General features: G+C 54.8%; 21 protein-coding genes. All 21 read right to left on the bottom strand.

The window, feature by feature from the left end; all coding sequences use genetic code 11:
- Positions 1–60 precede the first annotated feature (60 nt).
- Entirely contained in the window at positions 61–801 is a 741-nt protein-coding gene (locus tag F3I62_RS18890) for a histidine phosphatase family protein (protein WP_160491194.1), read from the bottom strand.
- A complete protein-coding gene (locus tag F3I62_RS18885; RefSeq protein ID WP_160491193.1) occupies positions 794–2023 on the bottom strand; it encodes a hypothetical protein in 1230 nt (409 codons plus the stop codon). Before F3I62_RS18885 ends, F3I62_RS18890 begins: the two co-directional genes overlap by 8 nt.
- Position 2024: 1 nt before the next feature.
- Positions 2025–3269, bottom strand: coding sequence for a hypothetical protein (locus tag F3I62_RS18880; protein WP_160491192.1), 1245 nt, complete (start codon positions 3267–3269; stop codon positions 2025–2027).
- A gap of 8 nt (positions 3270–3277) precedes the next feature.
- Positions 3278–3535, bottom strand: a complete 258-nt coding sequence (locus tag F3I62_RS18875) for a hypothetical protein (RefSeq protein WP_160491191.1) — start codon at positions 3533–3535, stop codon at positions 3278–3280.
- Between the two features lie 9 nt (positions 3536–3544).
- Complete coding sequence (locus F3I62_RS18870; RefSeq protein ID WP_160491190.1) at positions 3545–4567, bottom strand: DUF4116 domain-containing protein; 1023 nt, start codon at positions 4565–4567, stop codon at positions 3545–3547.
- 79 nt (positions 4568–4646) lie between these two features.
- The gene (locus F3I62_RS18865) at positions 4647–5636 is read right to left on the bottom strand and encodes a DUF4116 domain-containing protein (RefSeq protein WP_160491189.1); all 990 of its coding nucleotides are present in this window, start codon (positions 5634–5636) and stop codon (positions 4647–4649) included.
- A gap of 115 nt (positions 5637–5751) precedes the next feature.
- Entirely contained in the window at positions 5752–7770 is a 2019-nt protein-coding gene (locus F3I62_RS18860; protein ID WP_160491188.1) for a DUF4116 domain-containing protein, read from the bottom strand.
- 120 nt (positions 7771–7890) lie between these two features.
- Positions 7891–9468, bottom strand: coding sequence for a hypothetical protein (locus F3I62_RS18855; protein ID WP_160491187.1), 1578 nt, complete (start codon positions 9466–9468; stop codon positions 7891–7893).
- 107 nt (positions 9469–9575) lie between these two features.
- On the bottom strand, positions 9576–9761 hold the full coding sequence (locus F3I62_RS18850) for a hypothetical protein (protein WP_160491186.1): 186 nt from the start codon (positions 9759–9761) through the stop codon (positions 9576–9578).
- 172 nt (positions 9762–9933) lie between these two features.
- The gene (locus F3I62_RS18845) at positions 9934–10089 is read right to left on the bottom strand and encodes a hypothetical protein (protein ID WP_160491185.1); all 156 of its coding nucleotides are present in this window, start codon (positions 10087–10089) and stop codon (positions 9934–9936) included.
- A 4-nt stretch (positions 10090–10093) separates the two neighbouring features.
- Positions 10094–10546 (bottom strand): hypothetical protein, encoded by a 453-nt coding sequence (locus tag F3I62_RS18840; RefSeq protein WP_160491184.1) that lies wholly within the window; start codon positions 10544–10546, stop codon positions 10094–10096.
- On the bottom strand, positions 10473–10919 hold the full coding sequence (locus F3I62_RS18835; RefSeq protein ID WP_160491183.1) for a 3'-5' exoribonuclease: 447 nt from the start codon (positions 10917–10919) through the stop codon (positions 10473–10475). Before F3I62_RS18835 ends, F3I62_RS18840 begins: the two co-directional genes overlap by 74 nt.
- Complete coding sequence (locus F3I62_RS18830) at positions 10900–11277, bottom strand: hypothetical protein (RefSeq protein ID WP_160491182.1); 378 nt, start codon at positions 11275–11277, stop codon at positions 10900–10902. The genes F3I62_RS18835 and F3I62_RS18830 overlap by 20 nt, the downstream gene beginning before the upstream one ends.
- A 591-nt stretch (positions 11278–11868) precedes the next feature.
- Positions 11869–12237 carry a hypothetical protein gene (locus tag F3I62_RS18825; RefSeq protein ID WP_160491181.1) on the bottom strand — a complete coding sequence of 123 codons (369 nt, stop codon included), beginning with the start codon at positions 12235–12237 and terminating at the stop codon, positions 11869–11871.
- Between the two features lie 126 nt (positions 12238–12363).
- A complete protein-coding gene (locus F3I62_RS18820) occupies positions 12364–14052 on the bottom strand; it encodes a hypothetical protein (protein ID WP_160491180.1) in 1689 nt (562 codons plus the stop codon).
- Positions 14053–14122: 70 nt separating this feature from the next.
- A complete protein-coding gene (locus F3I62_RS18815) occupies positions 14123–14572 on the bottom strand; it encodes a hypothetical protein (protein WP_160491179.1) in 450 nt (149 codons plus the stop codon).
- Between the two features lie 16 nt (positions 14573–14588).
- Positions 14589–17669, bottom strand: a complete 3081-nt coding sequence (locus tag F3I62_RS18810) for a TraM recognition domain-containing protein (RefSeq protein WP_160491178.1) — start codon at positions 17667–17669, stop codon at positions 14589–14591.
- Positions 17670–17681: 12 nt separating this feature from the next.
- Entirely contained in the window at positions 17682–20198 is a 2517-nt protein-coding gene (locus F3I62_RS18805) for a hypothetical protein (protein WP_160491177.1), read from the bottom strand.
- A gap of 181 nt (positions 20199–20379) precedes the next feature.
- Positions 20380–20991: a hypothetical protein gene (locus F3I62_RS18800; RefSeq protein WP_160491176.1), complete on the bottom strand. Its 612-nt coding sequence runs from the start codon at positions 20989–20991 to the stop codon at positions 20380–20382.
- A 2-nt stretch (positions 20992–20993) separates the two neighbouring features.
- A complete protein-coding gene (locus F3I62_RS18795) occupies positions 20994–21743 on the bottom strand; it encodes a hypothetical protein (RefSeq protein WP_160491175.1) in 750 nt (249 codons plus the stop codon).
- Positions 21744–21790: 47 nt separating this feature from the next.
- A complete protein-coding gene (locus tag F3I62_RS18790) occupies positions 21791–26851 on the bottom strand; it encodes a hypothetical protein (RefSeq protein ID WP_160491174.1) in 5061 nt (1686 codons plus the stop codon).
- Positions 26852–26889: the final 38 nt, after the last annotated feature.

Below are 26889 nucleotides of genomic sequence, written 5' to 3'. Positions count from 1 at the left end.
TGATGGGGTCGTCGATTGGCCCGCTCGAAGAGGGACTGCTTGTTGCGATGCGAAGACTGATCAATTTGCCCACCCATTTTCTTTGCCGCTCACTTTTCGCCAGTGAGGGGCATCCAGTAGCCAGTGCTCGCTCTCGGCGTTGCCCAGGTGCATCTCCCTCAGCAGCGAGGGGAACGCCCGCATATCACTTTCAACCTGCTGATAGCCGCGCTTGTCCATGTACCTTGCATCCCACGTCGCGTGACCGTCAACGCAGTAGATCCGCGTGAGCTCTATGTGCGTCCTGAGCAAGTGCTGGCCATGGCCGAACACTGCGATTCGCTGAAACCCCGCCAGGCCCTCGGTCAGTGTGACCGCAAAGCGATTAACCCTCCCCACGAAGTCGATGAAGCTCTCACAGCGGGGCTTGTTGCCAGCAAGGGCATCAAGGGCGTCAAAGCCATCGTCGTATGACTCGACGTTGCCAGCGGCCCAGTACGCCTCCACCCATGCCTTGCGCTCAGCGGCGGTAGTGCCTTGGCAGCGCACGGGATCGAGGTAAGTGAATTCCTGGATATCCATATCCAGCACTGGCACACCGGGAAAGCGCTGCATGGTCGGCATCGCGGTCATGACTGCCCGGCGCATCGGAGAGTGGATGATCAGATCCGGTGGCTCTCGGAATGACTCAGCGACATCGGCAGCTTGCTGACGACCGAGCTCAGTCAGGTCGATCAGGTAGGGATCGTCGGTGGGATGGCCAGCATTTGCACTGCTTTCCCCATGCCGAATCAGGCGCACATATTTATTCACTTCAGACACCTAAGTCGCCCTCCAGCAGCCGGCGCTTCACTTCAGGCTCCAGCCTGCCAATCTGCTCACCGCTGAGTCGTTTGATCTTCGCCAGACGCTTCACAGCGGTATAGCCATGGCACTGCTCAAGGGCCCAATCGTACAACTCTGGTTGAGCCTGGAAGATCGCCTGCGTCAGTCGTTCGGTGACGGCACTGCCGTGATCCAGGTACTGCTGAACAAGTCCCTTCTGGCCCTCCTCTGGCAGCCTGGTGGCCACCTGCTTGATCCGCTTCAGTGCTGGATGAGGGACACCGTAATGGCAGAGCTGAGAGAGCAAATCGAGACCATCTTCAAGGTTCGGGCAGCGATCAAGCCAGGCATGGCTGCGGGAGCCATCGAGCAGCAGATGCTTCGCATCGAGCACATCAGGATCAATGGCACTCAGGTAGTCCAGGACGAAGCCTGAAAGTTCTTGCTCGCGCCGCTCGCCACCTTTCCCGACTAGGGGGTTGCCGGAATGGCCGTTGATCACTGACTTGTCTGCCGAGAACCCTTCATGGGCAAACTGCTTGAGCATCGGAGATCCGAGAAAGCGGCTCGCATCGGCACCTACAACGGGCCATAGCTCCGGGTAGCCGATCAGGAAATTGTCCAGGTAGCGATCAAAAAGCGGTTGCTCGCGTGATGGGTGCACATCAAGGGCAAGCACGGCTTTCCATAGCTCCTGTTGCAGCTGCTCAAGCACGACAGCAGGCTTGTGACCCAGCGCAATCGAGAAGGGGCCATCGCGCATCACTAGATCGTGGATCGGATAGCGTGGATCGCCCTTTCTCACCCGTCTCCAGCTCGGCAGCCGACCGTATTGGTCAAGCCTGCCCTGGAGATAGCTACTGCGGGAGTTATTGCGTCTCTCGCGCAGCAGGGCCGTGAAATGGCCTTCGATATCGGCTTTGGGGTGGACTGCTTTCAGGTACGGGATCTGGGCGTTATCGAGCAGGATGCTGACGAAGTTATCCAGCTGATCTTCGTCGAGATCCCCGGCCAGATGGCGCTCAAGATTGAGTATAAAGAAGGCCCCGTAGAACGCAGGGAAACACTGGGTGTCGATCAGGCCATCACGCAGAAACAACATGCGGTTGCGCGGCTTTTCGAACCAATACGTCATCCTGATGTTGTGCTCGACAGCATCGATCAGTGGGGCTTTATCGAGGCGGGCACGGATGATGGGGTTGATGGGGAGCTGAGCCATGTCAGATCCCCAAGTCGCCTTCGAGCAGCAGTCGCCTGTTCTTCGGAGAAAGCTTCAGCAGCTGCTCATCACTGGGCCACTTGAGGTCTGCCAGGCGATGAATGGCGTCGAATTTCTTCACCAGGGCGAAAGCCTGGTCATAAGCCTCCGGGGCGGTGTCGACAATGGCCTGAGCCATCTCGACCGGGATGGCATTGGCGTCTTTCGCGTAGCACAGCAGCGCCGCACGCTTGCCTGCTTCAGACAGCTTCCCTACGACACCTTCAATGCGCTCCAGGGCCGGGTGCACGACACCGTAGGAAAGCAGGCGCTCAATGATCGGAAGCCCCTCTTCGAGGTTAGGACAGCGATCCAACCAAGCGGCGCTCCGTGTTCCTTCGCGCAACAGGTGCCGGGCATCGAGCACATCAGGGTCGATATCGGTCAGGTAGTCCAGTGTGAACTCAACCAGCTCACGCGGGATCTGTCCGCCAGGGCGACGAATCAGCGACTTCCCTGCCTGACTCTCAACAACGGCCTTGTCGACGCACATGCCACGCCAAGCTGACATGTGGATCATTGGCTCGCCGAGAAAATGGTAAGGCTCGACGTTTTCCTGCCCCCACAGATCAGGGTATGCAATCAGGAAGTAGTGCAGAAAGCCGGTGCGAATATGCGGGCAGCGCTCTGGCGTAATGTCGAGCGCATTCAGGCTCTCATCAATGACACTCTTAAGGTGCTTCAGCACAAGACCTTTCGACTGACCCAGCGCAATGGCCATCGGCGCGATCTTCGTGGCATGCGTCACGAGCACGCCCTTGAGCATCTCGAAAAACTCGGTATTGCGGGGATGCAGGGGCTCGGGGTCACGCTTCTGATCGATCAGCTCCCTGAGCTCCGGATCTGTCGTCTTTTCGAAGCGATCACGCGCCAGGTGCTGGATCATGCCGTCGATATCGAGCTGGGGATGGATCACTTTCAGGTGCGCAACACGCAAGTGCTTGAGCGCTTCAGCCAAGAGCTTGTCGGCCTGCTCATCAGTCAGCAGGCCGGCATCAAAACGCAGGTAGTTCAGGATGAAAGCTGAACACGCCAGGGGCATGAAAGCACGATCCTGATAGAGCCCATCAACCAGTGGCAGGCGAGTATCTTGCCGCTGATTGCCCTCACTGCCGACCACGTCTTTGACGATCACGGATGTCGGATTGGCCAGCTCTTTCTCGATGGCCTCGCGCACTCTCGGGTTGATCGGCAGCTTGATGTCCATGCTCACTCCTACAGGCCCAAATCGCCCATCAGCGCTTCACGTCGAAGCTCGTTTCCCATGCTCTGTGAGCACCGAATCACAACGCCCTGCTGAATCTTCTTTTCCTGAGCAACCTTGCAGGCTTCCAGGCACTCGACTGCCGTCTTCTGCCCGTACATCCCTGGCCTCACCTGACGCTTGCGCATGCATTCATCGAGATACGCTTGAGTGAATGGCCTTTCAGCAGAGCCGTCAGGCATTGGCTCACAGGCGAAGTCATCGAGCACGAAGTCTGCCTAGACAAAGTGCTTGGCAGCCGGATTGATCGCAACCGCCACATCAATCAGCTCCCTGGTCTTCAGGTGCCGGGGGATGAGCGGAAAGATATTCACGTCAGCCTTCACCATTTCGATCATCAGGTCATTGATCTTCTCGGATCGCAGCTCTGGTGGCACCAGGGTCACGCACTGCAAATCGCTCTTGATGGCCTGAATCAGAATGGTCTCGGTACGCATGCTTGGCGGCAGCTCTTGAACCCACGCAGCAGGGCTTTCGCCCGTGTGCAGGTTTTGCAAAAGCTCGATGGCATCCTCAAGCATCCCTTCAGGGACATACTTGATTGCAAGGGCATCCATCCTCACCGCGCCCATCACGAGCTCATGGGTCTTCAGGTCACTGGGCACAAACTCCAGTGCAGCACCCGAGTTCTTCAGGGCCTCTTCGCAGAGCCGGCTGTTGCGAAGCAAGGGGTCGATGAATTTCAGCGCCCGGCCCGAAGTCTGGATAGCAGCCGTCACGACAACAGGGCTTGGCTCAGGGATGAACTCAAGCGCCATACCATCACTGCGAACCGCTGCAAGCAGCAGGTTTTCGCCATGCAGGCGATGGGGAATGTGGCGAAGCGCCAGACCGTTTTCCTTCACGGCTTCCAGGGCCAGCGAGTAATCAATCCAGTCCTCGTTAACGAACTCAATCTGGAGTCCGTTATTGCGAACGTCGATGCACTGGCGGCGGAAGTACAGTTCTGGCAGGAAGCCGCCAGCGCTGATCATTTCTTTTTCGACAGCAGGGTTGCAGTAGTTGACCAGCGCCTTGGCGCAGTTCACAAGGCGCTGCTCGTGAGGCACTTCAATCATCTTGTCCCCGACGCGAACGCTGGCAGGGCATGAGAATCTGGGGAGGGAACACTCCTCCATGTCCAGCTCAAGAATGAGTCGGTTAAGCAGCCCGCGATGCTCATTGATCAGCAGGCCCGCAAGCGACTCCGGCGTGTCTTTGATGAATGTGCCGCTGTCAGCGAAAGGGGATTGCTCGTTCATCAAGATGGCCTCTTAGATATGATTTCTACCTGAAATATACATTTAGAAAACGATATCGTCAAGGCCAAATCCCTGGTCTTCAGCCATCAATGCCCTCTGCGAACATCTTGGCTAGCTCAGCAATGAATGCCACGGCCAGATCACGACCACCCACCATCTCAACGACGCCATCGCGGAATTCATCGCTGTTGAAAATCACCAGTGGTACGAACTGGGCTGCCTCGACATCTTTCTTCACCGCAGCCAGGCAGACCTTCAGGGTTCGCCATTCCCGGTTGATGCAACCCAGTGCCACACCCATGTTGGATACAGCACGAAGACACAGGTCTTCCGTCAGCAGCGATTGAGGCACAAAGCGGATCGCGGTTGCGTCCTGGTCAATTGCAGCCTCCAGCAAGGCCGGGGTTTTCTCGCTTTCCGGCACGGAGCGGAGGGCCCCGCCAGCACGCATAACAGCGGTCATGCAGACATGCTTGGTGCGCTTTTCCATCGGGACATCGGCCAGGGCATAGCCATTGTTTGCAACCGCTGCGAAGCACAGCGCGTCGGTCACCAACTCACGGTCGACAAACTGAAGCGCCAGGCCGTTTTGGGTCACGGCAGCCGTGACAATGTTGGTGTCTTGAAGCTTTTGCGGGATTCTCATCAGGCTCAGGCCATCCATCCGCACAATCGCCACGCTGAGCTCTGGCGTAAGCTGCGTGTAGGGGATTCGCTCGATAGCCCAGTTGCCCTTGGCGACGTAATTCATATTCAGCCGCTCCTGAATATCCATCGGGAACAGCACGGACTGGTAGTCCTCGATAGCGCTTCTCACCCACGCTTCGGCGAAAGCCCTATCCATGCGATCTTCCGGCACATCAAGCGCCTGCTCGATGGCCTCGCTCAGGCGGATCTCGCCACCATTTACCGACCGGATGAACTGGTTAAGTTCGCTACGGTATTTGAGAACAAGAACGGTCACCATGGCGCGCATCGAGACCACTCGGCCACCCAGAAATGCCTGATCAATCAGATCCTGGAGCAGGATGTCCAGATTGATGCCCATGGCTTGGAATTTGTCGCTCATCTAAAGAATCCTTCTCACAACAGTATCTGGACTATAACAGCAAATATACATTAGTCAAACAGCCGTGAGCCAATCACCCACAAGAAAAACCCCGGCAGGTGCCGGGGCTCTTCTCTCAGACGCTAATCCGCTGCTTCTGCTTTTCCTTCTCTGGCTCGATCTTGGGCTCATCAGGCTCCTGCTTAATGACGTCCTCTTTGATCGAGTAATTCTCTCGCGGAGCATCGACCTTTTCCGAGCGCTCGCGCTCGTGATTAATGGCTTTATCCAGGCTGGAATTCAAGTCTGCCATGCCGCTGGCGGACAGGATCTCTTTCGAGTCGCCCTCGCCAATATGAATCTCGTAGCCGCTGCTGGACTCAACAATATCAACGGTCTCGTTCTTCAGCTCGGCCAGCTCTTTCGCCTTGCGCTCAGCATTCGACATGTCCGCGCTCGGCGTAATGCCATCCTCTTTCACCTGGAGTGCGACCATCTCTTCCAGGTGTTGATGCTCGGGCATGATGGGCTTCAGGGTTTCGGGGTTGAGGGGAATGTCCAACACCCTTCCTGACTCACCCATCTGGATGCTGGCCACCGGCTCATAGCCCTGAGATCCGGAAATGGTCAGCGACTTTACCGACTCCCCGTCAACGCCTTGGGCTTTTGCGTCATCCAGTGCTATGCCGTCGCGCAGTGCATCCAGCTTGTCAGAAACCCCCTGAACTTCGCTTGTCACCAGCTCCTTCAGCGGCGAGTCCTCCATCACCATTACCTGGACAACCGTCATGCTGTGCTCTTTCACATTGCCATCGAGATCCACGGCATTGAAGTCGATGTAGACCTCGCCCTTGTCGACCCGCAGCGTGAAGTCTTCGAGGTAGTCAGCCTCCATCGGATTGAAGTCGTCGAACTGATCCTCCATCAGGCTTGTCTCGCGATAGCCCACCATCTCCTCGTCAATGCGCGGATCTACAGGCTGTGGGATCGGTTCGAAGTGGTGATCCTCAGCGCGCAGCGAAACCTCGTGCAGCACGTCAGGGATGTCATCACCGGGTACGAATGCCATGGCCTGCTCGTTCTGCAAAACCGCTTCAACCTGGAGCTCCAGGCTCTGCTGCTCGGCAGGGATGTACTGAAGCAACAGACCGTCCTCAGAGACCGCATTCAGGCGCTCGGCAGGGCTGGCAGCAGCCAGCTCATCGCGCTTCTGGCGAAAGTTCTCCATCTTGACCAGGTCTTCAGCCATCTCAGTGCGCAGCGATGTCTGCTCAGCATCAGTGAGGAACAAGGGGCGGTCAGCCGGGAATGCTTTAGCGAAAGTGTTTTTAACCTCTTCCAGGGCCTGGTTTACCTTGTCCTCCTTCACCTTCATTGCCCGTGACTCCAGCGAGTCGTCATAGCGATGAGCCCAGCCATTCGTTTCGGCATTGGAGTTCAAGAAATCCCGCTCAATCTCGGTCTTTGGCTCGTAGAGATGAGCGTTTTCGCTGTTCACGTCGAGGAAGCTTTTTGGCGCCTCGATCTCACTGAGATCTGCGGTAGGTGCCTTGGTCTCTTGCGACTCACCAGAGATAGGCGATTTGAAGCCACGCAGAGCCTCTCTGACACTACCTTTGAGATCAGCCAGGAACTGTTCAGTAACAGCACCCTTCAGCTGGTCGTGCACATACGCCATGGCACTCGGATTCTGCTTGTATGCCGCGACCTGGAGATCCAGTGTCTGCTCACTTCCGGGCACAAATGAGAGTGCGATTCCATTGTTGGACACCGCTGTCATCATCAGATCGTGCGAGCGCTCTTCAGGGGTCAGGTACTGGAGAAGCAGGCCGTTCTTCGACAAGACCTGATTATCGATCTCTTTCTGGAAGGTATCAGGCAGGTTCTTCGGACGAGGGGTGTCGGCGTGGAGACCTTCATTCCACCAGTGAATGGCGGAATCGATCATGGCTTTCGCATGAGCTGGGCCGACGACCTCTTCGAAGCTACCTTGGGGCATTTCACGCCCCCTCAGATCGACCATACCCATGTCTGCCTCAAGCATGAAACGCCTGACAGCGTCCGGACGCTCATCAAAAAGACGACTGGCCAGATCCTGGATCTCGTGATCCTCGAAGTAGCGCATCATGAAAGGGTCGTCTTCGTACTCATCCATTTAGAGAACTCCCGCCAGTATTGAATAGCACAATACGCAGAAATATACATTCTGTCAAGGCTGGCAATGAACAAGAAAAAGCCCCGACTAGCGGGGCTTTTGTGGTTCAGGTCAGAGGGATTAGATCCGGATGGCTTTGCGCTCAGGCTCCATCGGCATCTTGTTCTCGTCAGAGATGCGATCCCGAACCTGGCCGATCTTCTCATCGAGAGCCCGGTTGAGCTCCGTCAGGCCCTTGTAGCTGCCGGACGCCTTTTTCGGGTAGGGGTCGCCGGGCATGCCTTCATACGTCACGATCTTCCCACCTTCCAGCGAGACCCGGATTTCCTTGTCAGTCAGTGCGCCAAGCTCACTGGCCTTCATCTTGGCCATGTAGAGCCCAAGAGGAGGATTCATATCGGCGGTCGCCTTGCCGACATGCTCGGACAGCACTTCAACCTGGGCTTCATTCAGCTTGTCGTAGCCGGGGCTCGTGCTGTCGAGCTTCAGAGTCTCGCTGTCCAGGCCAACGTAGCCATTTTCGCCCTGGTTCTGGAAGGTCACGAAGTAGTCACCATCGGCGCTATCCACTTCGACATTGCTCAGACCCACCTCCTTGAGCTTGAAGCTGTCGATCTCTTCGCTGATCTTCTGCTGGTTGTCTGCGACATAGGTTTGCGCAATGGAAACCGCAGCTTCGCTCATGTCCTCGCCCAGGGGCTCCAGGTTGCCATTCTCCACAGTGAAGTTGGCCGATGCGTTCTGGTAGGGATCATTCACGCTGAAGCTAACAACAAGCTCTCCAGTGGCGTTGCGGCCCACATCCAGAGTCTGGTCGATGGCCATGTCCGAGAAGGTGCGATCTGCAATGGGCTCATACTCCATCGGCAGCTGGCCAACCTCTTGAAGCGCCTGGCTCTCCCACTGATCGCGCAGGACATCAGCCAGCTGAGACATGTCGGACGGATTGACCGGCTTGCCGCCAATGGAGGCTTCGCTACTGTCACCAAAGCCCACGTTGCAGTCGTAGAGATCACGCAGCGTTTCGACGGAGCCGTACCCATTGCTTGGTTCGGTTTGAACGTCGAACGCCATCTTCAGGCCACCCGCGCTTTCCATCTCGACTGTTGCAGTGCGATTCATAGAGGAAACCCAGGCGCTGTCGCTCGGGCTGTAGTGCTCGAAAGCCTCGCTGAGCGAACCGCCGTCATAGCCCTCGGTCACCTTGGTCTGGAAGTTGATGTCCTTCATCAGCTCCATCTGCTTTGCAGTCATGTCTTCCAGGGCGAGGTCGCCCGACTTCAGTTGCTCGTGAACCTGGAACGCCTGCTCATTGCCATTGGCAATGCGCTCGATCTTCACCTGCTGCGCAACCTCGCCAAGCCCATTGGCCAGCGATTCAGCCAGGGCGGTTTGAGAAACCGGATAACCGCCGCTCTCGTACTTCACGCTGAACACGTGAGCAGCGTCTGCGCCGTTGTTGCGATCACCGATCTTGTGACCCGCATCGGCCTCGTATGCATAGACCTTGAAGCGACCGGACTCGCCGGCTGAGGGGCCTTTGGTATCGAGCACGTAGCCCTGCCCCTCGATCTCGGCCTTCGCCTGGGCGATTGCGTTGACGGCTTCAGTGGCGCGGGAGGTGCTGTTGGCCTTGATCGTCAGGCTGCCGATAGTGACTTCGGGCTGTTCTTTTTCGGTTTCTTTTTCGGTTGCCATGTGGCTCTCCTCGGGATCAGGCATGCACCACGCACACCAGTGATACGAAAGATGTTATATGAAATATACAGTCTGTAAAGGGCAAAAAAAATGAGACGCGCGGCCACTTACTTGGCGGTTGCAGGCGAAATAATGCCCTTCAGCTGCTCGGACATTCGATCCAGCTCAGGCCCTTGCTCTATCGGGCATGGCTGGAAATCGCCACCGCAAAACCCCTTATTGAGAAAGACTGAAGCGGCTGCCAGAGCCAGGATCAGGGCACAGCCGACCGCACGAATGATGGCAGGCTTCATTTCTGGCTCCGCTCCTGGACTATCGCATCAACCAGGGACGGGCGAACGCTCTTCTGCCCAGGGCGGCGAGACTTCTCCAACTCTTCCTGAAGCGCTTTGGCCTTGAGCGGGTCGACGCGGAAAGCTGATGCTGAGATGAGGGATCGGAAGTTGACCATCTGAAAAATCCTTCTTATTTGGAGACTTGCCCAAGTCCAGTTTCAGGTTGAACAGGGCAAGGACTGAGTTCAGCTCCGCAGGGATTGAGCCCCTGGATAACAACAGCAGCCAGGACAAGCACTGCCATCAGAGATGCAGCAATGGCCTTTCCAACACGTTCAATGGTCATGAAGCTATCCCTGAAAAACGTACAAAAGCCCGTCATCCCCTCGGTACACCGAAGTGCCGTGGAATGCCTTGCAGGCTTGCGTTAGTTGCTCGCCCAGTGCTTTGGGAAGGTCACCATCCCAATAGCCGGCGCCATGGCCGCAGCGGGTGAGGTAGAAGTCATGAGCCGCAGCATCGAGGCCATAGACCTCAACGGCTTGCTCCAGAATCGCAGCGTTTTGCCCTATGAACAGTCGGCAGTCGCGCTCGATCTCGATCATGGAGTCTTCGCTGAGATCATCAGCATTCAGCTCAGCGGGCTCGTCTTCTTCGTCGCGCCCGAAGTACAGCAGGGCGCTGGTGTAGTGCCTGATGAACTCAGCAATCAGCGTCATCAATCCGGCCTCAGCCGAAGTGGCGAGCTGCATACTTCGAGGCCAGCCGCTGAGCATCGAGCAGGGCGTGGTGAGGGTTTTCATCCCCCTCCTCGTCCGCAACCAAATACCGAAGGTCAGTCAGGCCGGAAACGTTCTTGATCGGGCACTGGCTGCCCAGTACCTGACGGAGCTGAGGGAAGTCGTAAATCGGTGCATCGCTCATCAGCTCAAAAGGCTGGTGAGCCTCAAGAAAGTCCAGCAGCAGGTCACTGGCCTGCGCGTAAGTAAGGCTAGGCCCGGTCAGCTGCGGCAGAACCTGCTTGGTCACAAACTCACTGCAATCCCAGAGCTCCCAGCCGTCCAGCTCGACGTAGCAGCTGTCTCCGGACGCCACATCTACCAGGGCAATCGAGATCGGCTTGGCGTCTTCTTCATCGAGCGAAGTGAACTCTGTATCAACTACGATCTTGTGCATGAAACAACTCCCGGCCAAAAAACAGAACACGTCCGAAGGTGATAAACACGCCAACCGCAAAGACAATGGTCATCGGGAAAATGACCAGCAAGAGCGTGGAGTACCACGGCAGCGGCATCAGAAAGGAACCTTCAGCCAGCAGCCAGGTGCCGTAGCAGAGCAGAGCCGACAGCCCCATCATCACGACATAGAAGATCAAACTGGCCAGGCACTTCACTTTCTGTAGCATAAACACCCCCGATTTACCTTGTATTCTACTGTGAAATATACATTTTGTCAATGGGGAGTTGGGTGCAAAAAAAGACCCGCCGAAGCGGGTCACATAAGGGTCATCTGCCTCTACGACCAGCCTTTCCACTAAGAAGCTCCCCAGCGGCTGAAAGAGCATTCCAAGGGGAGGCAAACAAGGAAATCACAAGCACAACCAGGATCTCTGGCAGGGTTAGGAGAAGGAACAGACTCCTGGCCTGATCCAAATTAGCCAGGGCGAACTTGAATCCAGCCCAGAAATCCTGAATAAAAATCGCAGAGAAGACGGTCGCGCCCGACCAGAAACAGATTCTGATAAGCGCCCAAAGCATTGATACTGGTGATTTGTCCATCATTGCCCGCTCCGCTGAAATTAGACACCAATATACCTCTAATATACGTTGTGTCAATGGGTTTTCGCGGACAAAAAAAAGACCCGCCGAAGCGGGTCAGTCAGGTCAGCTACATGTCGTCTGAGCGGGGATCTGGCGACCTCCTGTCCGAGGGAGATCGCCTGTGCTACCCGCATTGCCTTTCGGCAACTCGCACATTCTGAGTCAAATACATCAGTGCTATGGCGCCCGACCTGGTCAAGCCATCAGGTCAGTGAGCAAGACCTGACCAAGCCGGGCTAACACTTAAATATCAAACCTCATTGACCTCTAATATACATATAAGCATAAGAAATGAAAAGCCTTTTTTAGACAATCGAGGCAAGAATTCCCGTGAAGTGCCCCTGGTAGCCCTGATGGTCGTGCTCATAGGGGTGCGGGAGCTGGCCAAGGAAGTAGGTGTAGGCCGCTAGCTCGACCGGCATGCTGATCAGATCGGCATCACCGATCAGCGGCTTGAACTTGGTGAAGGCAAGAATTCGCTCGTCCTTGCTCATCTCGCCAGTCTCGGACTGACCAGAGAAAAGCACGCCTCGCGAAAAGCGGATCGCCTCCGTTTCGCCGGCACGGCGGATTTCGAAGATGGTGACCTGGTGCTCTCGGGGAACATAGGCAAAGCCGAGCATGACAGCGCCCGTCTCCCTGGTTTCTTGCAGTGCTTTTTCAAACGAAATCATGGTTATACCCTTACACAAAAGCCCGCCTGGTGGCGGGCTTGATGCTACTTGTTGAAGCGCTTCGTGTTGATGCTTTTGGTTGCCTTGGCATCATCATCAGGGGGTGCATCACTCCCCTTCCCTGCGCTAGTTCCGCTTGTGCTTGATGTCGGGCCGTTCGTTGGGTTGTTCGAGCCTTTCTAACCTCGCTTTTTCGATATCCTGAACCTGCTCATCGGCCTTGTTCACCATCTCTGGCGAGATGCCGCTAGGACTCACCGGGCTGTGCTTGTTCTTGGCCTCGCCATCGCTGACGACCTCGAACTTCTCCTTTTGGCTTTCCTGCTTCTGCTCCTGCTTCGGGCCGAACTCTTTGTTCAGGTACTCGTCAGCACTCTTGACGTTCTGGCGCAGCTCGTCGGACTTCAGAGCAGCCTTTTCCTGAAGTGCCTTGTCGCCCGTGAACTTCGCCATTTGCTCTACACGATCCCAGCTCTGACGTTGGAAGTCGGCTTCGTTACGCTGGAACTCACCCATCTTGCGCTCGCCCTGGGCGGAGGCATGGTTGATCTTGTTGGCCATCTCTTCCTGCTGCTTCTGAACAGCGGTGAACGACTCCATCTCACTGGGAGAGGCGCCATTCTTGGGCTTCTTGCCCACCAGGTCACCGAACTCCTCGTGGCTTTTCTCCAGCTCCTTGCTGTACTTGGCAACGTCATTCTCGTGCTGACGGATTTCCTTCACCAGCTCGCGCTGCTTGCGCTCATGGTTATGCCAGTTGTCCTGCACCTCGCCCAGCTTCTGGTCGGAGCTTGGGCGCATGACATGACGACCGTCCATGTCACCCTTGCTCTCTTTCGGCAGGCCTTCAGCAAGAGCATTGCTCACAGCGTTCGGGTCGACCTTCTGCTTGGCAGGTTCCTCGAACTCGCCAGCAGCAGGCTGCTGGGCCGGGGTCTCGATCTGCCCTGCCGGCTGAGTAGCCGGTGTTTCGATCTCACCAGGCTTGTGCAGGCCGTGCTTCTGCTCTTCGGTGGCCAGGCGCTGGTTCAGCTCGCCGGTTTGCTTCAGGGTGTCTTCGAACATCTGGCCGTTGGGCAGGGACTTTCCGTCTTCGCCCTTCAGGTGGGAATTGTCCCACTCGATCTGCTCGATCTTGCCCTGGTGCTGCTCCAGGCTGTTGCTGATCTCGGCCAACTGCGCCTGAGACTGCTTTTGCAGGTCTTCCTGGATCTTCTGCTGCTGCTCATCGAGCAGCTTGTTCTGCTGATCCACGGTCTGCTCGAAGCCGTTGGCCTTGGCGTCGAAGAGCTTGGCCTGAATCTCGAAATCCCTGGAGTTCTTTTCCTGTTGAACCTTGAACTCTTCAGCGGATTTCTTCAGCGCTTCCTGATGCTCAAGCATGGTGGCCTGCATCAGGTCATCATCGGCATGCTCAGGGTTCTGCATCTCTGTGGACAGGCGAAGCTGCTCCCGCTGATTCTCCTCCATTTGCTTGTTCAGCAACTGGGAGTCCTCGGCCAGCTTGGCGCACTGCTCAGCGCTTTTGCGCATGTCCTCCTGGTACTTCTCCAGGGGATTGGCTTCATCGCCGCCGAGCTTGGGAGCATTCAGCTCCTCGGCGCGCTTGCGGATCTCTTCCGCCTGCTGCTCGCTCTGCTTCAGGGATTCCTGCTGACGCTCCATGGTCTCGCGCATCTTGTCCTGATCCTTTTGGATCTGCTCAGCGCGGGCCTGGTTGTCGTCGTCCAGCTGCTTCTTGAGGGCGGCCTGGGCAGCCTCAGCTGCCTTGCGCTCCTCTTCCTGCTTTTTGATCAGTTCTTCTTGGGTATCCATGGGGCTCTCCAGTTGCCAGCTACCTGTTTACTACCTGAAATATACACTAGAAATTCATTGGGTCAACAGGTTAGCCGCCAGATGCCGCCTTGGAGGCCATGGCGCCTGCAATCAGCTTCAAAATATAAACAGCCAGGACAAACGGGTATGTAGCGACAATCAAAATAATCGGATTTAAGTTTAGCTTTGCAAGCTCAATGATTGCAGCACCATGAATTTTTAGCATGGTTTCTGGAATCACCAGCAAGGCCCCGAAATTCATTTTAGAAACCTCCCTGACAATATCAAGGGTGTCATCTAAAAGCCCCTTAAAAACAAAACTAGAACCATCATGCAAATAGATAGCCCCAACAAAATACATCAGCAACAATGATGTCATTGTGTTTTTTGAGAGGAGATAAAGCGTATTAACCACAGGTGAAAGGATTCCATCCCGGAAAACCCGAAGAGAGACCAGCCCAAATAGCTGGTCGGAAATCTTTTCAACTCGGCTCTGCTCAAATTTAAGATTTGTTTTCATTGGTCATTCTGCCTTATTAGGCAGCCTCCTCATTATTGCGCTGCTTGGCGATTTCTTCGTGGATATGGCGGCGCTCAGCCTGCCACTCGTGATTCTGCTTAACTTCGAAATAGTCAATCAGGGTGCCAGAGTAGGACTGGAAGTAAGCGGTCGCGTGGTTACGGCTGCGCATCACACGTTCTTTGCTAACCAGAACCTCATCTTTATCCATCTGGCCGTCACGGGCCTTCTCTTCGAGACTGATGTACTTATCGTGCAGGGACAAAGCGATTTCCTTCGCAACAGGCTTGTTCTGCGGGCCAGACATTGGGTTTACCGCAGCCTCGCTTGCACGCAAGCTGAACTCCTGGTCATCCAGAATACTTTTCCGCACCGCCTCAAATTGCTTGTGGGAAAGCGTGTCCTTTTGCCTTGGGATAAATATGCTGGAACCATCTACAATGCCAATTCCACCGGCATTCTTGGCGAATTTTTCCTTAGCGTACCCAGCGTCAATCTCAGATGGGAATGAGCCATACTTCTTGGACTCAAGATCCTCCTCCATCATCATAAAACGCTGAAGCTCAAGCTGCTGCTGGGACTCGAAATAGCCGCTATTGACTGGCGCATAATAACGGCGAGAGCTGCCAGCGATATCTTCCAGCAACTGGATCATTTCCTTGTCTTCGGTATGAAGAGCGATCTTGTTGCGCATGTTGCCGATCATGGTTGTGGTGGATTCCTGACCGATAAACTGCTTGATGCTGGACAGGAATTGGAAGGCAACCATGCCGATAACACCTTTCGAGCGGTTTTTTGCCCAATAGGCTTCATCACCCACAGGGAAGTTCTTGCCACCCTTGATCACCAGCTCTTGGAATTCGTCCGCGATAAAGAATGTAGGTGTTGCCTGCGGATTCATTGTGGGTGAATCTTCACCAAGAATTTCATAGCTGTCATTGCTCGGCGCTTTATTCATCAGCTCCACCATGGTGGATGCGTCTGGAATGACGGGGCCTTCCTCGAAGTTCTCGTTGCGCATCTTGGCAAAGAGGTTGGCTTTTGCGCCAAAGCCTTTCTTGGAAATAGACAGTGCACGCTGAACCGACTCAACGGCAGCTTTTGCACTGGATTTGAGCGTGGCGAGTTTGTCGTTGTAGGTCTTGTAAGCGATCTCACGATCAGTCGAGATCATCTTGAAGCGAGCAGCCAGGGCGGACAGCGCAAAGCTGGCACCCATACCACCCTGCTCTGCCGACACGCTGATGCACACCAGCTTGCCCTTGTAGGCGCCATCGACGTCAACGTAGCGAAGCTGATTGCCCTCGGCATCAAACACGTCGAGGTAGCGCGGATTGCCTTGCGCGTCACGCATGATCTTGCCAGTGCCAGGCTCGCGCATGAGGATGTTGTCACGACCCTCGAAGAAGCGCGTTTTAATGCCAGGGTGTGACATCAAACCACCCAGGTTCTTCTGCACAGTCGCGCGAAGGTTGGCCTTGGTTTCTTTTTCGATATCGCGCCACTGAACGCGGAAATACTCGACAGCGTCCTGAGCCGCCTTGCTGTAGTAGCTGGCGTTCAAACCATCTTTCTTCACCTGCTCCAGGAGCTCGATAATCATCAGCTCCATGGAGTTTTCGACAGTCAGCATCTCGTACAGGCGCTCGATGCAGTAGATCGAGCGGAATTCGCGCGCAGTGAATCTGCTACCAACGGCAGAACGGTCATAGGCATCGAGCAGCACAGCCATGTGGGTCGACACAATGGCGAACATGCCTTCGTAGAAGGCACTGCCGCCACCACCCTTCGCGTTGCCCTCTACCGTACTCATGATCGAGTTGATCAGAGCCGGCAGCATCTGCGGAGAAACGCCCTTAGTCAGGTGAACGCCGTACTGACCAACGTCTGTACCGATGACGATAACGTCGCCCTCGGAGAGGCCTTCCTGGATCGCAATCTCTTTGATGTCCACCCACAAGACGCCCTTGGCATCGGTCACATACATACCGAACTGACCAATCGTGCCGTTTTTGCGGTGGATAAACAGCTGGCGAATAGCTGGACTGATAAGAGCTGACGTTTTTCCGCTGCCGGTGCCTCCCAGCATGCAGAGGTTCATATAGAGGTCAGCCACCGCAACTTCAACTGGGGTGCCGCGCTCCAGTCCATTCTGAACGCCCGAATTTCTGAACTCGCCTGTCGATGTGCCAAAACTGATGGTTGGCAGCTTCATGCTCTTGTAGCGACGAGATTCAGCAATGCGCTTTCTCAGGACATATAAATAGCCATTCAGCTCGCCCATCTTGTTATTAAAGGCGACATGGAAGTCCTTGGTCGGCAAGTCCATACCAAGGCTTTTAACCAGGCCGGAAAGGTAGTTTGAGATATGAGCCCTGGCGAAAATCGGCTTGCTGCGGCTAGCAATGGCCGGAACAAGCAGATAAGAGGACGTGAAAGCAACCGCCGCAAAAAAGGCAGCACCAAAATACGAGATAATGCGTTTGGCTTGAAGCGTGGTTTCTGTCGCAGCAGCAGAAAAGGTATCGGCAATAATGCTGGCATCTTTTGCCTTGGATAAATCCAGCATTTCCAGGTTGGCGCCCAAAACTGCCATCATGCACATTGCAGAAGCAATCAAACCAATTGCTGTAGCCGTACCATAGGCAAACAATTTACTTGCGCGATGGGCATAAATAAGGCTATCTGCAAAGTCATCGTCATTAAGATGGCAATATGCGTTTTCTGCCATATCTTTGCCGTCAAGGCGACGACCGTAGAAATACGGCTGTACAGCAAGAACGCGCTCCTCAATCACTTCATTAAAGAGCGGATTGGCTTTTTCAATCAGGCGCTGACGCTCCGCCTCTGCGGTTTCTCCGTCCTTACCAATGGCATCAATGACCTGGATAATTTCTTCCACGTCTTTCTGCTTTTGGGTGACAGGAACCGACTTGACGAAATGGTCAACGCCAAGAATAAACGCGTCCCCAGAAAAGCTAACAAGGCTAACCATCAGCCGCAGTGGATTAAGCTCGCCAAATGCAGAGCCACCCTGATCACCTAATACTTCCCGACCAATATGGCTTTCACGGTTTTCGAAAGAACGAATCTTCATGCTCAATTCTCCTTAATGCTTTTCGCTGCGAACTCTGCTTTCGATTATCTCCAGCAGTGGCGAGTAATCTAGTCCACCAAAAATCGCCTTTGATACCGCTGCCTCAAACTCCCCGTAGCTAATTCGACGAAGATTGACGTCATTGCTGACGGCTCGCTCATGCAGGTATCCGATAATCTGATCAAGCGCTATTTTCCCGTTATAGAAATCAGCAATCTTGATCTTGAGTATCGCCTCATCCATCTCGGATTTTTGGTCGCCCAGGGAGTCAATTACCGACTCAATATCAAATTCGTCAATGCCGCTGCTTATTTCGATCTGATCGCGAATAGCCGACCCGATCACCAACTTGGCCTCTTCCTCTGAAACCCCAGGCTTAATGCCAGCAGCCATCAGGCTGTCGTAAGTAATAGTGACGGCCTGGTCAAAAAAGACAGCCCTTTGACTGCCGCCGTTTTCTGAGTACCTGTAAAAATCAATCGGCAGATTTTTCTTGAAGGGGGCGGCTCGGTCTTCACTGGAGACGAGACCCTTTTCTATAACTGCGTCGGCCAGCTTTGCCTTGTCCAGCCAGTGCCCAGACAGAAGGGTTTTATTGACTTGCGCGGTCACCATGGCGGCGCGCAGCTCTCGATTCAGACTGGCAACAACGTCCTCTTTCTTCACCATAATGCGAGTTGCAGCCCCACGCGCAATGGCATCAAGCAGATCGCTCAGCTCGGCATCCGGAATGCCCAACTCTTCATCAGTCAGTCGACTGGCAAGATCCGACACCGTCATCTTGATATCAGACATTTCGAATTTTTCTGCGAGCACTGGGGGAATGCCCAGGCAGCCAGAGCATGGGATTTGCCCAAACCCCTCTTTCTTGCCTGTGTCGTAAGCCATGACCAGGCTGCGGGAAATCCCGTAGCCACTCTTCTCGATTGCGCTGATCAGGTAAGGCGTAGCCGGGGAATCCAGCTCGTATGCCACCACCGGCTCTGCCTGGCACTGCCCTTCCAGACGATGAGCCAGAAACTCCTTCAGGCTGACCACCGGAATCGAGGGGGGAAGGCCGAGGCCATCACTCCAGATGGTCAGATCATCAGGACTCAGCAGCGCACTGGATGGCGTGGTCTGAGCGAAGCGCTCGAAGTACGCGGCAGACTCGCTGGCACTCAGAGCATCACCCTTATCCAGCTTCTGGCAGACCGCATCAGCGTCAGCACCACCTGGCTTTGCCGTTAGCTCCGGAATGGCAGAGGCCAGAAGCCCGGTCATGCTTTTCTGCGCATTGGCAGCGTACAACTCACGAACCAGGCGCTCAGCCGGGTTGGCCGGATTCTGAATCAGCGCAAACAGGCGGTTGGAGACCTGAGTATTCCGCCAGCCGAGTGGAGAGCGAATCAGCAGGTTGACCAGGACAAAGGATTCATCAGCCTGAGTCGACGAATTCTTCGGCCTGAAGACCATGACCGGGGATGCGACGCACGGGCTATCGCTGGCACCTACGAAGGAAAGAAGCTGTTCAAAGCTACCTGCCACATGGCCACGGGGCGGTACTGCCACCTGCCCTGTCTTGATCCAGGCATCGACCATGGTACGAAGGGCGCCAATGGCCTCTTGCTCGGCCATAGAGCCGGCATAGAGCAGCGGGGATGGGCTACCGCCCACGCCGTTGAAGCTGTTGCTGTTCGCAATCTTGGTGCAACTTTCCTCGGATATCCGAACGCCCTGCTGCAAGAAGACATTCACGACATCCTGATCCACCTCAGCCTTGCCCAACTGCGCCGCAATCCCCTTGGACAGTGCGGACACACCATCCCAGGTATTCCCAGAAGTCAGCTCGCCATAGCGGCGCACATGCTGAGCCACATAGCTCGAAGCATCATTGACGTATTCAGGTTCTGCTGCGACGGACTGACCGACCGGGAGATGAGCGTACATGGCGTGGTTCACGACCATCTCGCTCAGCTTTACCTTGTCCTCGACGTTGCTGTCGGTCATGGTCGCTTCGGCGAACATCGACGAAGCGAAGTAGAACGAGTAGCCAAGGACAATGGTTGCGGCAGTAATCCCACCAATCAGGCTCGACAGTGCAGCCTTCGGGTTTTGACCGTCAGCCTCGGTGATGCGCCGATAGCGGATCTTGCTGATCGGATTGAAAAGGTGGTTGTAGGTCACGCCGGCAAAGCACAGCATCCGCTCAAGGCTCCAATGCCCGTGATTAAGCGGAACCCGGATCTCACCTGCGTTGATCTTCTGGCGAGCCTCGGGAATGCTGATCTCGCCATAGGGCGACTTCCACTTGAAGTCATCCAGGGCAAACCCTTTCTCCTTCAGGTAGGCCTCGATGTCGCGCTTCTCGCGGTAAAACAGCACGATGGTAGTGCCGTCTGCCTTGAGCAGATCCATGATGGATTGGCCATTGGCATTCACGAAACGGCTGTTGACCGGAGTGAACTCGGTCGTTGTGAAAGTCTCGCTCCAGGTGTCGAGCTTCTTGACGATTTCCAGATTGCTCAGGTCTTCATTGATGTTGTTCATGCGCGCTCTCGAAGGTCTAACACAAATGTATATTTCCGATTATAACTGGCAAATACCTTGTGTCAACTGAATTGGTATCCAGAGGCGATCAAGGTTTGTCAGGATGGGAATGTGCAGGGGATGGAAGGGCTTTGGATGCAAAAAGGCCCGCGCGTGGCGGGCCTTTATGGCGCGGTGGTGACTACCACTCGACGAAGCTGATAGCGGCCAGCATGGCGTAGTCGATCTGGTGGAGATCGTAGCGTTCGCCCTGGATCTCAATGCCCTTGTCGTAGGCACTGAACTCAGAAAAATTGGCAGGGTTTTCGATCAGGATCTCGCCGGCCAGGGGTGGGCAATCCACCGTGACATATCCCCCTTTCGGGGAAGGTAGGCGAACATTCTTCTTGGCAAAGAGGATGTTGAACAGTGCGCCATCTTGGCGGCGGCGCTGCGGCCTGAGCGCCGAAATCTTGGCTTCATTGCTGTAGATCGAGATGGGGAGCTGCCTGACCTGCTTGTAGTCCTTGCTCTTTGCGCCCAGTACCTTCTCGACATAGCCGACGTTCTCGAAGGTCATTCGACGATCACGCACCAGGGCCCGGAAAATATCAGGCTCAACCGCTTTCATGTAGGCAATGGAGATCAGCCCGTTGGCTCGACCAATCACCAGAAGCTCGGCGGTCTCCACGCACAGGGAGGCAGCATGCGGGATGGTGGGATGAGCCGAACGCATGACAACCGAAAAGTCCCGCTCCAGGAACTCGGACTTTTCGTTGGACATGATGGCCAGCTCGTCGAGGAAATCGCTCATTTCTACGGCTTCTTCAGCTTCGGCGTCACGGCCATTGAATGGGTGCAGGCAAGATCCACAAAGTCCTCATCCACAAGCGATATTTCAAAATCGCCGATAGTGATCCTGGACTTCATGTAGTAGGTCTCGAACCCCATTTTGGAGTCGTCGGTTGGCTCACTCATCACCGACCAGGTGAAGCCAGTCACCTCATCGAACGTCAGGTATTTGGACGCTGCATCCAGCTCGACGCACAGCTCACCGCAAATGCCGTTGGTGAGCTCGATGCCGAACTTAAAGCCCTTCTCGGAGATGCTGCCCTCGAACAGACGCAGATCCTTGATGGCCACATCTGCATCCAGCATCTGGCAGTCGATGACGTAGGACTTGCCATCGGACAAGCCCTTGGTGGTCAGGTACTCATCCACAACCGAAACCTCGCCACGCGAGAGAATCCCGTCAATCAGAAGCTCACGGCTTTTGATCGGGATCACCGACTCGACGATCTTGGTGGTCAAGCCTTTGAAGTAGACGTTGCCCTTGGGGTCGTGCCCCATCACGGTAAGAACGCCCTTGCGCGACAAGTAGCAGGCGCTATGGGCCCGCAGGATGTTCATGTTGATGATCTCGACGTAGCGACCGCGATCAACGTGGCTGTGCTCCACGACTCCGGACATATCCAGCAGATCCCGAGTGAATTCGAGTGTCTTTTTGATGTAGGCAGCAGCCTCCCGGTACTCCTGGCTGCTCACCTCTTGGTTTTCGTTGCTCATGATCCTGACCCTTTCTTGTAATTGTATATTAGATGTTAGTCATGTGTTTATGCAAGCTGTGCAAGCACATCTTCACGAATACGTTCGCTCTCCAGCTCTTCCCGCACGTCCTCGATGCTCAGCTCGCCGTAGAGCTCGCCATCGAGCTCGTAAGTAATGCGGCCCTTGTCATGCCCTTCCTGGATGAGCTTGAACTCGGCATCGATCTCTTTGCGCAGGTCAGCCACCAGCTTTCCACCGACCTTGACGTTGTCCAGGAAAAGCTTGAGAGCAGCTTCCATCCCTGCCAGGCCACCCAGGTGATTGCGGGCATAGCCCTGCTCTGAGTAAGAAGCTCCAGCCTCACGCGCTGACATAACACCCCTCTTGAATGCTGGGTCGTAGAAGGAAGTCAGCGTGCCTTCAGCATCGGATACGAAGCGGTTGGACTTCATGGCCAGCTTGGGTGACAGCACAATAGGCGTGGACGACAGGTTCTCGTAGTCAGGCTTGCCTTCAGCGTCTGTGCCAACTGGGTACAGTCGAGATGAGTTGGCAAACATGCCGCAGATCCGGTTTGAGTTTTTGTCAGTGCCCATTTCGAACTCAGCCAATCGGTCAATCAGCACGGGTGGCGAGGCGATAATGCCTGCACGATCTCCAATGCTGCCGGTCTGCTGGACGATGGTCATCAGGGCGGCGCGTTCCAGCTTTTTCTTCAGAGAGATACCGGCAACGCGGCAGTCAAGCAGGTTGTACTCGTCATCGCAGAACATCACGACTTTCTTGCCGAGGTAGAAGACGTTGCTGGCACGTACCAGATCGCCTTTTTTCCACTTGCCTGGAACCGCATACTCCTTCTCGACAATCTTGGGCTCAATGTCCCACTGGCCGAGGTCATCGCCCATTTCAAGGGTTGGCTTGCACTGCAACAGCCTCAAGAGTGCGCGATGTGGATTGCCAGAGCACTGGTACATGACAAAGACATTGCCCTCTTCATTTTTCATGGCAGTGGCGCCCACTGAATTCAGGTTCCTGATTACCATGTCTGCATCCAGGCCGGCTGCCACCGTCTTGAAGACCACCTCTTTGTCGTGACTGTCTTCAGTGCTGAAAATGTCGTACCGGCAAGACGCAAAGCGCTCGATAAAATCAGCCTGATCCTTGACGGCTTTGATCAGTAAAGCTTCAGGGATTTCGTCTGAGGAGCATGGGATGATCAGGTGCAGCGAGTCGGTATCGAAGTACGCGACTTCAAAGCCAAGATCGTATGCCGCGCGCAGGGCCATATGGAGCTTCACGCGACCCTTGGCAGGAATCGAAATCGCAAAGGCACGGTTCGCATGCGAGGCGGTAACCTCGATGGTCGACATGATGTAGCGCACTACGCGACGACCATCATCCATGCGCAGATTAACTGCCTGGAAACTGCGGAAGTGGTTGGCCGCGAACTCCGCAAAGATGTGACGGTAAATGTCGAGGTCGGCCTTCAGGCCGGCACGAGCACTGACCAGTCGATCCTCAATGACCTTCCACAGTTCGGACAGCGAGGTGATCCGTGGATGGCCCTGATTGAAGACGTCAGTGCGCTCAAGCAGCATCTCGCCGACATGGCGGAATGCGGCCTTTTTGCGCAGAAGCCTGATGGTGTCTTCGGCGTCATCATCCACCTTCAGGCGGTTAGAGAGGATCACCTCCTCCATCGACCTGACCGCCTCGATATCCGGAAGGATCAGCTCATTGAGGATGCTCAGGTAGAAGCGCAGATCGTTCCAGGAATAACGCGCCGAAAGCTCGCGAAGAATCGAAACTGCGCGACCCAGATCTGATTCAGGCGAAGCATTTGCAATGGCCTCTTCGCCCTTGGTGCGCCTGATGGCATCCAGGTAACGAACAAAGACCTCGCGATCAGCCAGGCTGACCCCGTCCATTGGGAGCTTCTGACTAACTGCACTCAGGGCATCGGTGACCTCTGCATACTTCGCCTCAAAAATCTGTAGGCAACCAGGGAGCTCAGCCTTCTCGCTGCCTTCTGGCTCACCATTCCTTTGGCGTTCTTCTTCCCTTTCTTTTTCCGCCGCCTTGAAGTCGGCGATGAAGCGATCAAGGCGCTTAATAACAGTGCGGGTAAAACCATCAACAGGGCCCCAGGAATCGTCCTGAGTCGAAAGCGTGGTTACCGCATTGAGGCAGGCAACTAGGTCGTCGCTGTTGAATTCAACAGTAGGCTTGACGTTCTGCGCCTGGACACCGAAGCCACCTGCGTTCATGAAGGTTTTGATCATCAGGGAGCGAAGTTTCAGCTCCAGGATCTTGGCTTCAGTACGGTCTTTCTCGACCGGGTTTTGAACAGTCAGGCTTTCCAGGTTGCGCAGCTTCGCATCAAGAGCCTTGAGCTCTTTCTTGCACTTGTGGCGAGCCTTCCAGGCCATGTCGATGTAGTCATGGAAGCAGCTCATGGGCTCACCAAAGGTGTAGGGAACACCCATTTCGGAGATGCCAACACCAACACCCAGAATCGGCGCATGGCAGGAGCGAGACAGGTCGATCTCGACCAGGCTGTCATCAACGGTTGGCTGGCTCAGGAAATACTGAAGCTCTTCGGCAGTGAAGTAGCCCCACAGGCGACCGTCTTTCCAGTCCGGGTAGCAGACGCGACCATCGTGGTCACTGCCGGTCAGCGTGACAGGCAGGGCGCCGACTTTGCGCATTACCTTACAGAGTGAGCGGGGCAGCTTGGCGTAGAAAATGCCGCCGCGAGCCTGAAGCACCATCAATGCATTCTGGCGACCCAACACAACATCGATCTCTCTTTCCAACTCGACCGTAACGGTTCTGCCGGTGTCAGAAACCGTGATGCCTGGAAATTGGGTCAGAGGGCTGAAGTCGTAATGCTTCAAACCCTTCTTGGTCTTGTCTGCTTTGATGGCGTCCAGGACATCTACGATCTGATCGCGCAGCGAGGCATCGACATAACCATTTTCGTCAGCGTCGGGTAGGAAGAGCTCTGGAACCTTATTGAAGACGGCTTTGCTGTAGAAGCTGAACTTCTTCTTCTGGCGAGCTTTGACCGACAAGCCTGAATTTCTCATCCAGCCTGTCGATCCAGTATCCATCAGGCGAGGATCAACATAACCAAGAATGGCGTTGTAATAAGCCTGCTTACCGAAATAGTCCTTCTCGGGGAAGCGAAGTCTTACGCCATCACGCATGACGCTCGGGTACATCGAGTTCGCATCGACAACCACGATGACAGTGCCGGTCGGATTCTTCGGGCAAATGACATCGTTTCGACCACCGTACTGCGCATAAAAGCAATAGCGGTTGGCTTTTTCGCTGATGTACCAGGTCTGCATCTGAACGGTAACGCCAGTGCTTTCCATCAGACCATCAAAGCGAACAGTCACTTCACACTCAAATTCAACCTTGCCGGTTTCCTCGTTTTTCGTCTCAATGCCAATGCGATAGGCGTTTTCCTTTTTGTCAAAAATGGCAACGCGAGGAAGATTGTCTCGACTATCATCTTCAGCCTGATCACCTTTCATGCTCTTTTTCGGGATAACTCCCGTACGCATAAAATACTCAGAATCGGCTGCATTCAAAATCCAGTGACCGCGATGGTTTGCGATCGCCAGCGTAAAGTCGACAGGGTGGGCGTACTTGCGAACTGGGTAAGGCAACAGAAAGCCTTCACGCAGATCCTCAAACTGGATCTCGCCTTTTTCATTCCTGACGTAGAGGTCAGCCGTAATGCCGCAAATTTGCCCCTGGGCACCGATCTGGGCGATGGTCTGATAGGCACTGGGACTACGAATGCCGAATTCGCCACATACCGAATAGCAGGCGTTCAATGCATTCGCCAGCATCAGGACGTCATGCTTGCCATAGCGGATAGCGTCCGCCGACTCAAATGATTTCCAGTGGGTAATCGCATTAACCAGGCGATCAGAAAACAGGTGGCCGCGAGGGTGTTTCTTGGTGACGATGGGGCACGAGGTGTAAACCTCAACGCCTTCGTCGTTTACGAAATAGTTGGTGATCCAGTAGCCATTAGGGAGTAACTCATATTTGTGTGAGTTGTCAATGTACTTCAAAAGATCGGCTTGAGTAATGTCACCATAACCCTGCTCATGCAGCCATTCCAGGGTGTTGGTAAACATGAATGGCGTGTTATCTTTTTTGAGATCATAGGTCGCAAAGGCGCCAAGATTAACTGCCATGAGCGCCATGGAATCAATCATTTCAAAGCGAAAAGTGCCATTCTTGCCAAGGTTCACTTCAAACGTAATCTTGGAGCAGCTACCAAACTTGGTGATTTCAGCCGAAACGAAATAATCGACTTCGTTATGGCGGTAGGTAAAGTAAGCGCCATCCTCACCCTTTTTGATATTCAGGTGCTTAGAAGTGCAGATGCCGTCAAAACCATCAAGGTTATGCGCAAAAATATGAATAGTTCCGCCACCCAGATTATTTTCAACGCAGAACTGAAGAATGTTGAAGCACCTGGAGAACATTTCATGGTGCATCTGAGAGATGGTTTTTACTCGAACAACCTCGCTCTCTTCACTGACAGGAATCGGGGAATGGTTGTTGTTTCTAATCTGGTACAGAGTGCCCGACTGAACAGCTGTTGGATTCAGACCCATGGCCTCGTAGTCGATAACCATAGTTGCAATGGCTGGCTTTCTGATTTTGTGCGCAGAAACCATGTTGGGCCCGGACAGCAAGGGCGCTGGGGTGTAGAGGGCAGCAGTACCGCCCGCATCAATCTTATGGCCGCATGAATTCTTGCTTTGCACGTAAGTGCCGGTGGCAGCATCTAGCTCAAAGGGGTAGTCGGTCGAGAAGTCCATCACCTCGTCGCGCTCACGCGAACAGGCTGAGCTCATGCGAATGGCTTTGGACAGACCATCTCCCTTTGGATTGACCTCCGGGCTCTCATCCTCATTGGTGCGATGAACACGCTGAGCCATGCGCTCGCGGCGAGCCTCACGCGTGTTGGCCCTGCTGTAAAGCCTGGCAGCCTCCTTCTTCGACTTTTCCTCGTTGCCAGGCACCAGGCTCTCCTCGTAGGAGATCCTGTGCAATTTGCCACGGGGTTTTTTCGGGGTGGATGCTTGAGGGGCCATCTTCTGTTCCAAATGTATATTTGCTCTACATTTTCAGT

It is taken from the genome of Pseudomonas sp. R-28-1W-6, from assembly GCF_009799925.1.
In the GTDB taxonomy this organism is placed as follows: domain Bacteria; phylum Pseudomonadota; class Gammaproteobacteria; order Pseudomonadales; family Pseudomonadaceae; genus Aquipseudomonas.
The sequence above is the reverse complement of the archived record's forward strand: the minus strand, read 5'-3'. Positions and strand labels throughout refer to the sequence as shown.

Bases quoted from the DNA above. Each gene is read 5' to 3' on its own strand.
- F3I62_RS18820 (WP_160491180.1), bottom strand. From the start codon at position 14,052: ATGGATACCCAAGAAGAACTGATCAAAAAGCAGGAAGAGGAGCGCAAG.
- F3I62_RS18880 (WP_160491192.1), bottom strand. From the start codon at position 3,269: ATGGACATCAAGCTGCCGATCAACCCGAGAGTGCGCGAGGCCATCGAG.
- F3I62_RS18855 (WP_160491187.1), bottom strand. From the start codon at position 9,468: ATGGCAACCGAAAAAGAAACCGAAAAAGAACAGCCCGAAGTCACTATC.
- F3I62_RS18815 (WP_160491179.1), bottom strand. From the start codon at position 14,572: ATGAAAACAAATCTTAAATTTGAGCAGAGCCGAGTTGAAAAGATTTCC.
- F3I62_RS18845 (WP_160491185.1), bottom strand. From the start codon at position 10,089: ATGACCATTGAACGTGTTGGAAAGGCCATTGCTGCATCTCTGATGGCA.
- F3I62_RS18810 (WP_160491178.1), bottom strand. From the start codon at position 17,669: ATGAAGATTCGTTCTTTCGAAAACCGTGAAAGCCATATTGGTCGGGAA.
- F3I62_RS18860 (WP_160491188.1), bottom strand. From the start codon at position 7,770: ATGGATGAGTACGAAGACGACCCTTTCATGATGCGCTACTTCGAGGAT.
- F3I62_RS18825 (WP_160491181.1), bottom strand. From the start codon at position 12,237: ATGATTTCGTTTGAAAAAGCACTGCAAGAAACCAGGGAGACGGGCGCT.
- F3I62_RS18795 (WP_160491175.1), bottom strand. From the start codon at position 21,743: ATGAGCAACGAAAACCAAGAGGTGAGCAGCCAGGAGTACCGGGAGGCT.
- F3I62_RS18885 (WP_160491193.1), bottom strand. From the start codon at position 2,023: ATGGCTCAGCTCCCCATCAACCCCATCATCCGTGCCCGCCTCGATAAA.
- F3I62_RS18835 (WP_160491183.1), bottom strand. From the start codon at position 10,919: ATGCACAAGATCGTAGTTGATACAGAGTTCACTTCGCTCGATGAAGAA.
- F3I62_RS18840 (WP_160491184.1), bottom strand. From the start codon at position 10,546: ATGAAAACCCTCACCACGCCCTGCTCGATGCTCAGCGGCTGGCCTCGA.
- F3I62_RS18800 (WP_160491176.1), bottom strand. From the start codon at position 20,991: ATGAGCGATTTCCTCGACGAGCTGGCCATCATGTCCAACGAAAAGTCC.
- F3I62_RS18790 (WP_160491174.1), bottom strand. From the start codon at position 26,851: ATGGCCCCTCAAGCATCCACCCCGAAAAAACCCCGTGGCAAATTGCAC.
- F3I62_RS18865 (WP_160491189.1), bottom strand. From the start codon at position 5,636: ATGAGCGACAAATTCCAAGCCATGGGCATCAATCTGGACATCCTGCTC.
- F3I62_RS18870 (WP_160491190.1), bottom strand. From the start codon at position 4,567: ATGAACGAGCAATCCCCTTTCGCTGACAGCGGCACATTCATCAAAGAC.
- F3I62_RS18850 (WP_160491186.1), bottom strand. From the start codon at position 9,761: ATGAAGCCTGCCATCATTCGTGCGGTCGGCTGTGCCCTGATCCTGGCT.
- F3I62_RS18805 (WP_160491177.1), bottom strand. From the start codon at position 20,198: ATGAACAACATCAATGAAGACCTGAGCAATCTGGAAATCGTCAAGAAG.